The organism is Bradyrhizobium sp. CIR48, assembly GCF_014198315.1.
Lineage (GTDB): Bacteria > Pseudomonadota > Alphaproteobacteria > Rhizobiales > Xanthobacteraceae > Bradyrhizobium.
The window spans coordinates 565,426-580,184 of record NZ_JACIHG010000004.1; the positions used below are offsets into that span (position 1 = coordinate 565,426).

Genomic DNA, 14,759 nt, shown 5'->3' on the forward strand with positions numbered 1-14,759 from the left:
CACGGGGGCATGCACCATGATGGAAGGTCGTGTCATGACCGACATGTTCGTATCGCTCGGCAGCTGGAATTGGCTGATCTTCGGCTTCGTCCTGATGGCGCTGGAGGTGCTGGCGCCGGGCATATTCCTGTTCTGGCTCGGGCTCGCCGCGCTGCTCGTCGGCCTGATCTCGTTCACCGTCGTCATATCGTGGCAGATCCAGCTCGTGATGTTCGCGGTGTTTGCCGCCGCCGCCGTGCCGATATGGCGCCGCCTTGCGCGGCCGAAGCCGGATGCAAGCGCCAGCCCGTTCCTCAACAAGCGCACCGAGGCACTGCTGGGGCGCGAGTTCACGCTGGAGAAGCCGATCATCGACGGCAGCGGCACCGTGCGCATCGGCGACACCGTGTGGCGCGTCGCAGGTCCGGATACGCCGGCGGGGACGCGGGTGAAGGTGGTGCAGGTCGACGGTGCGAACCTGACCGTGGCGGCGGCGTAGCCGTCTCTTACCCTCCCCTGGAGGGGGAGGGTCGATCGCGCGTAGCGCGAGCGGGGTGGGGTGATCTCTCAACACGGGCGCTGCCGCGGTGGAGAGACCGTCACCCCACCCCGTCTCACATTTCGCTACGCTCCATGTGAGCCGACCCACGGGCGAGCTTCGCTCGTCCCGGACCCCTCCAGGGGAGGGTAAGAAAAAGCGCTACCCCTTCCACCTCTCCGCAAACCGGTGCAGCGGCATGAACGTCTCGCACAATTCCCGCCCGAGCGGCGTCAGCCCATAGCCTCTGCCTTCACCCAGCTCCACGAATCCCGCCTCGCGCAGCTCCGTCAGCCGCGCTTGCAGCACCGTTGGTGAGGCCTCGTCGCAGGCGGTGCGCAATGCGCGGGAGGTGAGGGGCTCGCCGCGCAACTCCCACAATATTCGCAGGCTCCAGCGCCGGCCGAGCAGGTCCAGCAGCGCCATGATCGGCCGCCCGGTGCGCGAGCCGCGGACGCTTCCTGATGCTGCCTGTTTTGCCATCGCGGCCCTCTTGCGTCGTGCTACAGATAGTGTAGCGTATTGCTACAATAAATGTAGCAAAGGAGGCGGCCGATGTCCCAGTCCACGCCGCGCATTGCCCCGCTCACCCCGCCTTATCCCCCGGAGATCCAGGCGCAGTTCGATCGCATCATGCGCGGCGCGCCGCCGCTGGTGCTGTTCCGGGTGATGGCGGGCCACAGCCGCGCCTGGGACAAGTTTCGCGCCGGCGGCCTGCTCGATCCCGGCCCGCTCTCCCTGCGCCAGCGCGAGATCGTCATCGACCGCACCTGCGCGCTGAACAGATGCGAGTATGAATGGGGCGTACATGTCGCGGTCTTCGCCGGGCCGGCGAAGCTCGCCGAAGACGAGGTGCGTGCCACAGTGCAGGGCGATGCGACGTCACCGTGCTGGTCGCCGGCCGAACAGGCGCTGATCGCAGCAGTCGACGCGCTGCATCACCGCGCGACGTTCAGAGATGAAGAGTTTGCCGCGCTCTCGGCGCATTACGACGAGGCGCAGATTCTGGAGATCATGCTGCTGTGCGGCTTCTATCGCACGGTGTCGTATCTGGCGAACGGGCTGCGGCTGCCGCTGGAGGAGAACGCGGCGCGATTTCCGGCGGGGGACTCCCTCGCCCCGCAAGCGGGGAGAGGCGAAGAAACTACGCCACGCCGGCCCGCAGCAGATCGTGCAGATGCACGATGCCCACCACCTTGCCCGCCTCGGTCACGACCAGCGTCGTGATCTTGCTTGTGTTCAGCACTTCGATCATCTCGGTGGCGAGCATCGACGGCGGCACGGTCTTCGGCTGCTTCGTCATGATCTCGTCGACCGACGCCGTCAGCAAATCGGGGCGCATGTGGCGGCGCAGATCACCGTCGGTGATGATGCCCGCGACCTCGTTCGCTTCGTTGACGATGCAGACGCAGCCGAGGCCCTTGGCCGACATCTCGACCACGGCCTCCGACATCTTGGTGCCCAGGGGCTTGACCGGGATCTCGGCGCCGGTGCGCATGTAGTCGCGGACGAATTTCAGCATCGCGCCCAGCTTGCCGCCGGGGTGGAAATGCGCGAACTCCAGCGCGGTGAAGCCGCGGCCTTCGAGCAGCGCGATCGCGAGGGCATCGCCGATCGCGGCCTGCATCAGGGTCGAGGTGGTCGGCGCCAGATTGTGCGGGCAGGCCTCGCGCGCCTTCGGCAGCTCGATCACGAGGTCGGCGGCTTGTCCCAGCGAGGAGGTCGCGTTCGACGTCACCGCGATCATGGGAATGGCGAACCGCGCCGAGTAGTTCACGAGGTTCTTCATCTCCGGCTGCTCGCCGGACCAGGACAGCGCCATGATGACGTCGTCGGTGGTGATCATGCCGAGATCGCCATGGCCGGCCTCCGCGGCATGCACGAAGAAGGCCGGCGTGCCAGTCGAGGCCAGCGTCGCCGCGATCTTGCGCCCCATATGGCCCGACTTGCCGAGCCCGGTGACGATGACGCGGCCCTTGGCGTTGCGGATCAGATCGACCGCCTTGGCAAACGTCTCGCCCAGCGGGCCGCGCAGGGCGGCTGCGAGCGCGTTGATGCCGCCGCTCTCCGTCTCCAGCGTGCGGAGCGCGGATTCGACGCTGTCGGGGATGGGGCCGGATGATTGGGTCATCAGCGGTTTCGAACTCGGCATGTTCTGGTCCAGGGAGGAGGAGGCATTGGCCCGGTCGGCGCCTCATTAGCACGGCGCGGGCGTGGAGGCGACGAGCGCGCCTAAGCCCTCAACCGGTCATTAACCATAATTGTTTTAACTCCATTAACGATGGTTCCCGCCAATTGGCGGAGGTCACCGTGAAAGTGTTTGATTTCGTTGGAGTTGTTCCATCGTGGGGTCGTCTCCAGGCACCGGCCGGAGCAAACGCGCGCAGTTCCTGCGCGCGGCTTTGCCGTGCCTTGCGCCGGGTCTTGCGCTGACGGCCCTCACAAGCGCGCCCGCGGCCGGCCAGAGCCTCACGCCCGATCTGTTCAATCCCAACCGCGGCGGCTTCGTCGCGCCCGAGACGCTGCCGACCCGCCGCACGGCAGGCGTGCCGCAGGCGCCGTCGGACGCGTTGCCGGCACTGCCCGATCCCAGTGCCGATCCGCGCAAACGCCAGCAGACGCCGGCGACCTCGCGCGTCGGTCAGGTCCCGACCTACGGACTGCCCGCCGCCACCGGCGGGAGCGGCTCCGGCTATGATTCGCTCAACCGCAAGCGACAGCAACCCAAGCTCTATCCGGGCCAGCCGAAGCCGAAGCGCGCCGCCGGGCCCGGCTCGCCGGTGCCGACCACGGCGCCGCCGCCCTCGACGCTCGGCCTGCCCAGAATCGCGCCGCCGCCATCCGCGTCCGCCAACAAGGCGCCGGTGCCGGCGGCGATGGCGGGCACCGTGCCCGGCCAGCCGCTGCGCCGCCGGCTCAAGGCAGATGACGATGCGTTCGGAGCCGTCGGCGACTATGCCGGCAGCTTCCTGATCAAGGGCGGGCTCGAGCTCTCCACCGGCTACGACAGCAATCCGACGCGTCTCAACAAGCCGGTGGGATCGCCAGTCTATGTCGTTGCGCCTGATCTGCTGGTGATGTCCGACTGGGAGCGCCACGCGCTGGTCGCTGACCTGCGCGGCTCGTTCTCCGGCTACACCAACAACATGCCGGCGACGATCAACGGTTTTGCCTCGCCTTCGCCGGTCGAGGCCGATCGTCCCGACTTCACCGGCCATGTCGACGGCCGCCTCGACGTCGACCGCGATCTCAAGCTGACCTCGCAGCTGCGCCTGCGGCTCGCCACCGACAATCCCGGCAGCCCGAACGTGCAGGCCGGCCTGCAGAAATATCCGGTTTACGCCGCCTATGGCACCACCGTCGGCTTCGACCAGACCTTCAATCGTTTCCAGGTCGCCGCCGGCGCCACGGTCGATCGCACCGCCTACACGGACTCCAAGCTCACCGACGGCTCGACCTTCAGCAACGGCGATCGCGATTTCAACCAGTATGGCGGCATCGGCCGCTTCTCCTACGACCTCAAGCCGGGATTGAAGCCATTCGTCGAGATCCAGGGCGACACCCGCGTCCACGACCAGGCCGCCGACCGCAACGGCTATTTCCGCGATTCAAACGGCGGCTACGCCAAGGTCGGCTCGTCCTTCGAATTCTCGCGCATCCTCACCGGCGAAATCTCGGTCGGCTATTCCGCGCGCAACTACACCGACCCGCGCCTCAGCCAGCTCGCAGGGTTTCTGACCACGGGCTCGCTGATCTGGAATGCGAGCGGCCTCACCACGGTGAAATTCTTCACCGACACGCAGATCGCCGAGACCACCATCCCTGGCTCCTCCGGCGTGCTGGTGCGCACCTACTCGGCCGAAGTCGACCACGACTTCCGCCGCTGGCTCACCGCCGTCGGCAAGTTCACCTACGGCACGCTCGACTACCAGGGCCAGAACCGCAACGACAAGACCTACTCGTTCGAGAGCAATCTGATCTACAAGCTCAACCGCAACATCTGGGTCAAGGGCACGCTGCGCCACGACATCCTGGACTCGAACCAGCCGGGGTCGAGTTCGTCGGGGACGGTGGTGATGGTGGGCGTGAGGTTGCAGAATTAGGGGCGGGCCCCTAGTTTCTCACGCGAACCAGATCGGCGCCAAACACCAGATTGTCCCCGCTGATGGTGTAGCTTTCTCCCTTCAGAGCGCCGAAGCCCAGCGACGAGTTGATCTTGTTGGCCACTGACCATTTGGCCATCACGCTGGCATTGTCCTTGAACAGGACGTCCACATGCACGTTTCCGACAATGATGCCGCGAACCTTCTGAATGCCTGGACGCTTCATGATGGCGTCGACGCAAGCCTTCACATGGCGGGGCACGGGCGCGCGGCCTCGGATCGCGTAGGTTCGCGGAGAGTCGATCCGGATTGTAACGCGTCGAATGAACTCGATCTCGTTCTCCTCGAGATTGAGGTCGGCCTTGGCCTTGCGCAAATGCAGTGCGTGACGCAGTGAGAGATCGAAATTGTAGGTGACGTGGGTTGGAGACCTGTCTCGCCGGCCCACGTCGGATAGCGGATAGCCCGGAGGACAATAGATCGGGTCCGCCTGCCAGAGTGCGGCTTCGTTGCGCGACGCCGGCCTGAGTTCGACCGCCGACATGAGGGTGCCGGGAACGAATTCGTAGTTGCGATCGCTGAGGCTCACCGAGGTGGCCGGTAAGACCTGCTGATAGCCCGGATACCGGTCCTTGAGCACGCTGCCAAGGGTCGGTGGCCGCGCGCAAGCCCCGACCGCCACCGCCAGAACGGCGGCAGCGGCCCGAAGTGCAAATACGCTCATGCGCATGAATCAGCCGCTGGATCTATCGTAGTGGTGCGGGCATGGCCGTGACGGCGAAGATCTGATTGCCCTCGGTAAGCACCATCGCCGGCTTGTCGGGCGTGCCGACCTGCACGGGCGTAACGTTGAAACCGAGATTCGCCTTCACCTTGGAAGCGATGTCGAACTGCAATGTCGCACTGACTCCCGCGACGAAGTAGATTTTCACCGTGACGTCACCGGCGATGGCTGACGTGAGCACTCTGCTGAATGAGGGGCACCGTGCCAGCGCCTCGTTGGACCAATTCATCAGGACGTCAAACGGCGCCGCGTATTTTACCGCGCTCTTGATATCGACCGTAACGTCCTTGATGTACTTCGCGTCGATGGCCGAGAGCTTGAAAATGGTGTCCTCGGGCCTTGCGCCGGATACGGTAAATTCGCCAGTGAGGGTGATCTCTGTCTTGTAGCGCCAGTCTTGTACACGCAAGGTGTTGCGTGGAGTGGGCATCACGGCTTGGTTCGGGTTGCAGTAGAAGCCCATATCGCCGTGAGAATAGGTCCCACCCTGCGTCCTGCCCTTTTCCCTCGTCGCCCTCCAGACGCTGCCGAGGTAGCCGCTCTGGAAGTGAAGCGGGTCGTTGCTGGGCGCTTCGATAAAGGGCGCAAACACGCTGTAGCCCGGATAGGTCTGGCTGACGATATCGGCAAAGCGCTCGAGGCCGAAGTCGCGCGCATGTGCGGTGGACACCGCCGTGCACAAGGCGACGGCGGGAAGCAAATATCTCAACATGATGCCCCCAAAAGAATATCAAGTACAAAGTTGAAAGCTAGACCAGACGTTTCCCGCCGACAACCTAGAATGTGTGCGTTGTCCCGTCTATCGTACTAGTTCGGTAGCGATGCCCACCCATCGATCCGGCAACTTTGCGGAATAGGCGAATTCATCTCCCGCCGCCTTCCGAAAGGCGACCGGACTGTCCGGCGACAGCGTCCTTGCCGCGCTATCGAGTTGTCGAGGCGACAGTGGACGGTGCGAGACGATCGTGACGTCTATGGTGGCAACCAGCGATCGGCTGATGACCGATCGATTGCCGGACGTGGCGGCGCAGGCTGCATCGGCGTCGCTCCGAGCCGAGAACTCGTTCAAGCGATCGAACGGGATGCTGAACAGCCGGGGCTGAGAAAGCTCCAGACTGTATCCTTTGAGAGAGCCCAGAGTCTCCTGGTCGAAGCCGAACAGCAGCATCGCCTCGCGGATGTCCGATCCCGGCTCGGGTGAACGCGTTGATTGCGATTGCCTGTAGGTGGAGGTTCTTTGCCCGCTGCCATAGTCGATTCCGGGGACGGAACAAATGGTCGCGCCGGACAGGCGTAGTATCTTGCCTTTGTCCGACAGCGTATTGACGTCCACCCTCGCGATCATCGCGCCGGGGAATAGCGCCCGAGAGGATGTTGGGTCGAAGCGCTCCAGCGGCACAACGAGATCCACGCCGAAGCGGCGTAGCGTACTCGCGAAGGTCCCGGCCGACGACGCAAACGCGCCACCGTCACCGATGACGGCGATGCAAAGCGCGCAGACCACCAGAAAAGTACGCCGCATTCTGTGCTTTCGTCGTCGTCGTCGGTCGTTGTTGCCCGGAAGAAGGCCTGAAGGTCCGCCGCCGACCTTCTCGGGTTTGCAGGGTTCGCTAAAGCGAGGGGTAGGGCGTAGGGGTGCTTGCCCCGAAACGCGTCGTACGAATTGATCAATCTTTGCGTGTATGCGACTAATTGAACGCTGACAGAAGCCTCGGCTGATGCGGCGAGCCTAGAGTTTCAGGAGTCATTGCACAAGCCATTGCCGAATTGGGGGCGTTTATGAATAGAGTTTTCCTTTTTTGTTTTGCATCGATGTTCGCCGTTCCGGCTCACGCACAGAGCCTGCTGGACAAGGCTCCGATCGACGTTGCGGTCGGCACCGCGGTGAACGTCACACGAATTGGAAACGCGCTTGCAGTCTCGGGCAAGGCCGAGCTGGCCATGAAGCAGGCGAGCCGCACATTCGAGGCGCTGCTGCCTGCGACCAGCAAACAGCTCCCTTGCCGCGGGGGAAATTTGGTCAAGTCCGTGACGTTATCCAACGTCTCGTTTGGTCAGACGAACTGGGGCGCGGCGAGTTCATCGCTGCCGATCTCGGTCGATGCGCATGTCGAGCTCTGCAACGCCCTGCTGCGCGATCTGTATATGCGTGTCACCGTTCCCATCGCCGTCGCGGGGCCGGGTAAGCCCGGATCGCAGTCACAATACGTGACTGTCGGGGAGCCGGCGATCGTTCCGGTCGGATTTGTATCGGCGAGCGTAGATCACCTCGCCCACGCTCGCATCGTCGACATGACGAAGAGGAAGCTCGATCCGCTGGTCGCACAGATGAATGCCGCCATCGGCCGCTTCGTGAAACGCGCCGATGTGCTGGCCGGCACGCGCGCCACGATTGAATCGATCGCGTTGGAGAGCGACGGCAGCGCGCTCAGCGTGCGCGTCGCATTTTCGGGTCAGGTCTCGACCAAAACCGCCAGCGGATGGCTCGGCGGCATCTGATTGCGCATCGATCCGGACATCTCATCCGGATCGGGCAAACGATGTGGTGTGCTCGGGATAGCTCCGAACCTGAGGAAGTGAGTCCTGCCGCGGAAAATCTCAGCGCGGCAGATCCGTTTTCCCCATCAGGAACGTGTCGATCGACCTTGCGCACAGCCGCCCTTCGCGGATCGCCCACACCACCAGCGACTGGCCGCGGCGCATGTCGCCGGCGGTGAAGACGTTCGGGCGGGAGGTCTGGTAGTCCAGCGTGTTGGCCTTGACGTTGCCGCGCGGGTCGAGCTCGACGGCGAGCATCTTGAGCAGGCCCTCGTGCACGGGATGGACGAAGCCCATAGCGAGCAGGACGAGCTCGGCCTCTAACTCGAACTCGGTGCCGGCAATCGGCTTGAACTTGTCGTCGACGTGCACGCAGTGCAGCTTCTTGACCTGGCCGTTCTCGCCGGAAAACTTCTGGGTCAGCACGGCGTATTCGCGCACTGCGCCTTCGGCCTGGCTTGAGGACGTCCGCATCTTCAGCGGCCAATTCGGCCAGGTCAGGCCCTTGTTCTCGCGCTCGGGCGGGGCGGGCATGATCTCGAGCTGGGTCACGGACAGCGCGCCCTGGCGCAGCGAGGTGCCGATGCAGTCTGATCCGGTGTCACCGCCGCCGATGACGACGACGTGCTTGCCGCCGGCCAGGATCTCCTTGACGCCGTTCAGCGGCTCGCTGGCGACGCGGCGGTTCTGCTGCGGCAGGAAGTCCATGGCGTAGTGGATGCCTGACAGCTCGCGGCCGGGAATCGGCAGGTCGCGCGGGGCTTCCGCGCCGCCGGTCAGCGCCACCGCGTCATACTCGTTGAGCATCTCGCGCGGATCGACATTGCCGTCGACGCCGACATGGCTGTTGTAGTGGAACGTGACGCCTTCGCCCTCCATCTGCTTGACGCGGCGGTCGATGACACCCTTCTCCATCTTGAAGTCGGGGATGCCGTACCGCAGCAGGCCGCCGGCCTTGGCGTACTTCTCGAACAAATGCACGTCGTGGCCGGCGCGCGCGAGCTGCTGGGCGCAGGCCATGCCGGCCGGGCCCGAGCCGATCACCGCGACCTTCTTGCCGGTCTTGACCGCTGCGACCTCAGGCTTCAGCCAGCCATTGTCCCAGGCGCGGTCGACGATCGCGCATTCGATGGTCTTGATGGTGACGGGGTTGTCGTCGATGTTGAGCGTGCAGGAGGCTTCACACGGCGCCGGGCAGATGCGCCCGGTGAACTCCGGGAAATTGTTGGTCGAGTGCAGATTGCGCGAGGCTTCTTCCCAATTGCCCTGGTAGACGAGGTCGTTCCAGTCGGGGATCTGGTTGTTGACCGGGCAGCCGGGCGTGCCGGGCGCGACCGAGCCGGTGCCGTGGCAATAGGGAATGCCGCAATTCATGCAGCGCGCGGCCTGGTCGCGCGTTTCCTTCTCGGTCAAGGGAACGACGAACTCGTTGTAATGCTTCACGCGTTCGGCGACCGGGGCGTACTTGCGGTCGTGCCGTTCGATTTCCAGAAAACCCGTGATCTTGCCCATTAAACCCGAAGTCCCTGCCGCTTAAGTTCTTTGTTCTCTCACTCCTCATCCTGAGGAGCGGCGCGCTCTTCGCGCCGCGTCTCGAAGGATAGAGGCCCGGATGGTGGTCTCATGGTTCGAGGCGGCGCTTTCCGCGCCTCCTCACCATGAGGGCTTTCTCTTACGCCCCGATCGCGATTTTCGGCTCGGCGTCCGCGTTGGCGGCCATCTCGCGCAGCGCGCGCCGGTATTCGACCGGCATCACCTTGCGGAATTTGGGCAGCCATTCCTTCCAATTGGCAAGGATGTCGGCGGCGCGCTTGGAGCCGGTGGCTTTCGCATGGCGCGAGATCAGGACGTGCAGCCGCTCGACGTCGGAGGCGAGCAGGTTGTTGAACACGTCGACCCGGCCGTGCGCCTCGAGGTCACCGGAATGGTGATAGGTGCCGGCGTTGATCAGCTCCTCCGACAGCACCGGCTCGAGCTCGACCATCGCCATGTTGCACAGCCTGTCGAAATCGCCGGTCTCGTCGACCACGTAGGCGATGCCGCCGGACATGCCGGCCGCGAAGTTGCGCCCGGTCTTGCCGAGCACGACCACGATGCCGCCGGTCATGTATTCGCAGCAATGATCGCCGGCGCCCTCGACCACGGCGACCGCGCCCGAGTTGCGCACGGCAAAGCGTTCGCCGGCGATGCCGCGGAAATAGCACTCGCCCTCGATCGCGCCGTACATCACGGTGTTGCCGACGATGATGCTTTCTTCCGGCACGATGGCGGAGTTCTTCGGCGGCTTGACGATGATCTTGCCGCCCGAGAGACCCTTGCCGACATAGTCGTTGCCTTCACCTTCGAGCTCGAAGGTGACGCCGTGGGCGAGCCAGGCGCCGAAAGCCTGGCCTGCGGTGCCCTTGAGGCTGACATGGATGGTGTCGTGCGGCAGGCCGGCATGGCCGTAGATCTTGGCGACCGCACCGGAGAGCATCGCGCCCGCGGAGCGGTTGGTGCTGTTGATCGTGGCCTCGATCTTCACCGGCGCGCCGCGGTCGAGCGCAGGCGTTGCCTTCTCGATCAGCGAGCGGTCGAGCACCGCCTCCAGATGATGGTTCTGGCGCTCGGAGTGATAGATCTTCTGGCCCTTCTCTTCCTTCTGCTTGACGAACAGCTTGGAGAAATCGAGGCCCTTGGCCTTCCAGTGCGCGACCAGTTTTGTCTGGTCGAGCAGCTGAACCTGGCCGACCATCTCGTTGAAGGTCCGGAACCCGAGCGAAGCCATGATCTCGCGGACTTCCTCCGCAACGAAGAAGAAGTAGTTGATCACGTGCTCGGGCTGACCGGTGAAGCGCTTGCGCAGGACGGGGTCCTGGGTCGCGACGCCGACAGGGCAGGTGTTGAGATGACACTTGCGCATCATGATGCAGCCGGCCGCGATCAGCGGCGCGGTGGCGAAGCCGAACTCGTCGGCGCCCAGCAATGCGCCGATCACGACGTCACGGCCGGTGCGGAAGCCGCCGTCGACCTGAACCACGATGCGGCTGCGCAGCCGCTCGCGCACCAGGGTCTGGTGGGTTTCGGCTAGCCCAATCTCCCAGGGCGAGCCGGCATGCTTGATCGAGGTCAGGGGTGAAGCACCGGTGCCGCCTTCGAAGCCGGCGATGGTGACATGGTCGGCGCGCGCCTTGGCGACGCCCGCGGCCACCGTGCCGACGCCGATCTCGGAGACGAGCTTGACCGAGACGTCGCCCGTCGGGTTGACGTTCTTGAGGTCGTAGATGAGCTGCGCCAGATCCTCGATCGAATAGATGTCGTGGTGCGGCGGCGGCGAGATCAGGCCGACTCCCGGCGTCGAGTGCCGGACCTTGGCGATGGTCGCATCGACCTTGTGGCCAGGCAACTGACCGCCTTCGCCGGGCTTGGCGCCCTGCGCCATCTTGATCTGCATCATGTCGGAGTTGACGAGATACTCCGTGGTGACGCCGAAGCGGCCCGAGGCGACCTGCTTGATCGCCGAACGCATGGAATCGCCGTTCGGCATCGGCTTGAAGCGGTCTGCTTCCTCGCCGCCTTCGCCGGTGTTCGACTTGCCGCCGATCCGGTTCATGGCGATGGCGAGCGTGGTGTGCGCCTCGCGCGAGATCGAGCCGAAGCTCATCGCGCCCGTGGCGAAGCGCCTGACGATGTCCTTGGCGGGCTCGACCTGGTCGAGCGGGATCGGCTTGCGCTTCTCTTCGTCGGCGTTCTTGATCCGGAACAGGCCGCGCAGCGTCAGCAGACGCTCCGACTGCTCGTTGAGGATCTTTGCGAAGGCGCGATAGCGCTCCTGCGAATTGCCGCGCGCGGCGTGCTGCAGCAGCGACACCGATTCGGCGGTCCAGGCATGGTCCTCGCCGCGGCTGCGATAGGCGTATTCGCCGCCGACGTCGAGCGCGGTCTTGTAGACCTGCGCCTCGCCGAACGCGTCGGCATGACGGCGCACCGCCTCCTCGGCGATCTCGCCAAGGCCGACGCCCTCGACGCGGGTATGCGTGCCCGCGAAGAACTTTGCGACGAAGTCCGCCTTGAGGCCGACCGCGTCAAAAATCTGCGCGCCGCAATAGGACTGGTAGGTCGAGATGCCCATCTTGGACATCACCTTCAAAAGGCCCTTGCCGATCGACTTGATGTAGCGCTTGACGATCTCGTAATCGTCGAGCGAGCCGGGCAGGCGGTCCTTCATCGCGACGATGGTTTCGAACGCGAGATAAGGATTGATCGCCTCGGCTCCGTAGCCGGCCAGGCAGGCAAAGTGATGCACTTCGCGCGGCTCGCCGGATTCGACGACGAGACCGACCGAGGTACGCAGTCCGACGCGGATCAGATGATGATGCACGGCGGCGCAGGCCAGCAGTGCCGGAATCGGCACCCGGTCGGTGCCGACCATGCGGTCGGACAGGATGATGATGTTGACGCCCTCGCGCACCGCGCTTTCGGCGCGCGCGCAGAGCTCGTCGAGCACCTGGTCCATGCCTGCCGCGCCGAGACCGGCGTGGAAGGTGGTGTCCAGCGTGCGCGACTTGAAGTGCGACTCGGCAACATCCGAGATCGAGCGGATCTTTTCGAGATCCGCGTCGGTCAGGATCGGCTGGCGCGCTTCGAGACGCTTGGTGGTGGCAAGCCCCTGCAGATCGAACAGGTTCGGCCGCGGTCCGATGATGGAGACGAGGCTCATCACCAGCTCCTCGCGGATCGGGTCGATCGGCGGGTTGGTGACCTGCGCAAAGTTCTGCTTGAAGTAGGTGAACAGCGGCTTGGACTTGTCCGACAGCGCCGAGATCGGCGTGTCGTTGCCCATCGAGCCCGCGGCTTCCTCGCCCGTAGCCGCCATCGGCGTCATCAGGATCGCGATGTCTTCCTGGCTGTAGCCGAACGCCTGCTGGCGATCGAGCAGCGACAAATTGGAGCGCACGCCGGTGGTCGGAACCTTCGGCAGCTCCTCCAGCACGATCTGGGTCCGCTCCAGCCACTCCTTGTAGGGGTGGCTCTTGGCGAGCTCGGCCTTGATCTCGTCGTCCGGGATCAGGCGACCCTGCTCGAGGTCGACCAGCAGCATCTTGCCGGGCTGCAAGCGCCACTTGGTGATGATCTGGTCTTCGGGGATCGTCAGCACGCCCATCTCGGACGCCATCACGATGCGGTCGTCCTTGGTGACGAGATAGCGCGCGGGCCGCAGGCCGTTGCGGTCGAGCGTGGCGCCGATCTGGCGACCGTCGGTGAAGGCGATCGCGGCGGGGCCGTCCCACGGCTCCATCAGCGCGGCATGATATTCGTAGAAGGCGCGGCGCTTCTCATCCATCAGAGGATTGCCGGCCCACGCCTCCGGAATCATCATCATGACGGCGTGCGGCAGCGAGTAGCCGCCCTGCACCAGGAATTCGAGCGCGTTGTCGAAGCAGGCGGTGTCCGACTGTCCCTCGTAGGAGATCGGCCAGAGCCGGTTGATGTCCTTGCCGTAGAGCTCGGAGCTCACCGAGGCCTGCCGCGCTGCCATCCAGTTGGTGTTGCCGCGCAGCGTGTTGATCTCGCCGTTATGCGCGATCATGCGATAGGGATGCGCCAGCGACCAGGCCGGGAAGGTGTTGGTCGAGAAGCGCTGATGCACCAGCGCGAGCGCGCTCTCGAAATCTGTCTCGTGCAGGTCGGGATAGTACTTGCCGAGCTGGTCGGCGAGGAACATGCCCTTGTAGATCACGGTGCGGCAGGACATCGAGCAGGGGTAATAGCCTGCAAGGCCGCGGTCGCGGCGCTGGTAGATCGCCTGCGAGATCGACTTGCGCAGGATGTAGAGCCGACGCTCGAACTCGTCCTCGGTCTTGGCGGTGCCGTTGCGGCCGATGAACACCTGCATGCAGGCAGGCTCGGTCGGCTTCACGGTGACGCCGAGCGAGGAATTATCGGTCGGCACGTCGCGCCAGCCGAGCAGGGTCAGGCCCTCCTCCTTGATCTGGTCGGCGATGATGCTCTTGATGACGTTGCGCCATGCGGTGTCGCGCGGCATGAACAGCGCGCCGATGGCGTATTCGCCGGGTGCGGGCAATGCGAAGCCGAGCTCCTTCGCCTTGCGGCTGAAGAAGGCGTGCGGGATCTGCACCAGGATGCCGGCGCCGTCACCGGCGCGCGGGTCGGCGCCGACGGCGCCGCGATGCTCAAGATTGCACAGGATGCTCAGCGCGTCCGCGACGATCTCGTGCGACTTCTTGCCCTTGATATTGGCGATGAAGCCGACGCCGCAGGAATCCTTTTCCAGGCTCGGATCGTAGAGGCCAACGGCTGGCGGGCGCGAATTGTGTTCCTGAATCGGATCGGTCGTTTTCGAGGCGACCGTCGCCGACAGCTCTTCTGCCACGATGTTTGCGCGCTCGAATTGCGACCCGTTCATTGTTCCAATCCTCTCCATGCGGCAAGCTGCCTCACCGCCATCATCGGCGCACCTTGGGCGTTCCGCGGCACCCGCCTCTGGGTCACCGCTCGTCCGCTAGCGAGCCGCATTTTCTTAAATTCAGGCCAAGGCGTTCTTCGTCCCCGAGAACGGCTTTGCCCGTTGCCTTATGGTGCTCGAAAGCACCCGCTTTCGTTGCAATTCCAATGCCGGAACCGCAAGCAAAATTGAGACAGTCTTCCTGTCCTAACCATCACCTTGCCAAATTTTTGTCTAGCACACAAGCGTGCGGAAGTCCCGATTCCCGATATGTCAATCAATCGCTTTCCGAAAGTTGCGCGGCCCCGGTTTTGAAGCAAACGCGCCCCGATCCGGCCCTGTGGGCGCCGAAATCCCAAATGAAGCTTCGGA

At 64.4% G+C, this 14,759-nt stretch carries 10 protein-coding genes and 1 pseudogene; 4 read left to right on the forward strand and 7 right to left on the reverse strand.

Features of this window, described 5'->3' with window-relative positions; translation table 11 throughout:
• The first annotated feature begins 34 nt into the window (after positions 1-34).
• On the forward strand, positions 35-478 hold the full coding sequence (locus tag GGD66_RS16250; RefSeq protein ID WP_026201621.1) for an NfeD family protein: 444 nt from the start codon (positions 35-37) through the stop codon (positions 476-478).
• Between the two features lie 201 nt (positions 479-679).
• Here the strand turns inward: GGD66_RS16250 and GGD66_RS16255 are convergent, their stop codons facing one another.
• The gene (locus GGD66_RS16255) at positions 680-1,000 is read right to left on the reverse strand and encodes a helix-turn-helix domain-containing protein (protein ID WP_183258334.1); all 321 of its coding nucleotides are present in this window, start codon (positions 998-1,000) and stop codon (positions 680-682) included.
• Between the two features lie 72 nt (positions 1,001-1,072).
• Between GGD66_RS16255 and GGD66_RS16260 the strand changes: the two are divergent.
• Positions 1,073-1,621: pseudogene (locus GGD66_RS16260) on the forward strand (carboxymuconolactone decarboxylase family protein); the annotation flags it as partial.
• 40 nt (positions 1,622-1,661) lie between these two features.
• Here GGD66_RS16260 and GGD66_RS16265 read toward each other — a convergent pair.
• Positions 1,662-2,669: an SIS domain-containing protein gene (locus tag GGD66_RS16265; protein ID WP_183258336.1), complete on the reverse strand. Its 1,008-nt coding sequence runs from the start codon at positions 2,667-2,669 to the stop codon at positions 1,662-1,664.
• 193 nt (positions 2,670-2,862) lie between these two features.
• On the opposite strand from GGD66_RS16265, the gene GGD66_RS16270 reads away from it, so the two are divergent.
• A complete protein-coding gene (locus tag GGD66_RS16270) occupies positions 2,863-4,620 on the forward strand; it encodes an outer membrane beta-barrel protein (RefSeq protein WP_183258337.1) in 1,758 nt (585 codons plus the stop codon).
• Between the two features lie 10 nt (positions 4,621-4,630).
• Here GGD66_RS16270 and GGD66_RS16275 read toward each other — a convergent pair whose 3' ends face one another.
• From GGD66_RS16275 to GGD66_RS16285, 3 genes are all read right to left on the reverse strand, one after another.
• Positions 4,631-5,344 (reverse strand): hypothetical protein, encoded by a 714-nt coding sequence (locus GGD66_RS16275; protein ID WP_183258338.1) that lies wholly within the window; start codon positions 5,342-5,344, stop codon positions 4,631-4,633.
• Positions 5,345-5,366: 22 nt separating this feature from the next.
• Positions 5,367-6,116: a hypothetical protein gene (locus GGD66_RS16280; protein WP_183258339.1), complete on the reverse strand. Its 750-nt coding sequence runs from the start codon at positions 6,114-6,116 to the stop codon at positions 5,367-5,369.
• Positions 6,117-6,203: 87 nt separating this feature from the next.
• A complete protein-coding gene (locus GGD66_RS16285) occupies positions 6,204-6,926 on the reverse strand; it encodes a hypothetical protein (protein ID WP_183258340.1) in 723 nt (240 codons plus the stop codon).
• Between the two features lie 419 nt (positions 6,927-7,345).
• Between GGD66_RS16285 and GGD66_RS16290 the strand changes: the two genes are divergently transcribed.
• Positions 7,346-7,903, forward strand: a complete 558-nt coding sequence (locus tag GGD66_RS16290; RefSeq protein ID WP_183236627.1) for a hypothetical protein — start codon at positions 7,346-7,348, stop codon at positions 7,901-7,903.
• 99 nt (positions 7,904-8,002) lie between these two features.
• Here the strand turns inward: GGD66_RS16290 and GGD66_RS16295 are convergent, their stop codons facing one another.
• Together GGD66_RS16295 and gltB are read right to left on the reverse strand one after the other, a co-directional pair.
• Entirely contained in the window at positions 8,003-9,454 is a 1,452-nt protein-coding gene (locus GGD66_RS16295; protein ID WP_183258341.1) for a glutamate synthase subunit beta, read from the reverse strand.
• Between the two features lie 160 nt (positions 9,455-9,614).
• The gene (gene gltB, locus GGD66_RS16300) at positions 9,615-14,348 is read right to left on the reverse strand and encodes a glutamate synthase large subunit (RefSeq protein WP_183258342.1); all 4,734 of its coding nucleotides are present in this window, start codon (positions 14,346-14,348) and stop codon (positions 9,615-9,617) included.
• Positions 14,349-14,759: the final 411 nt, after the last annotated feature.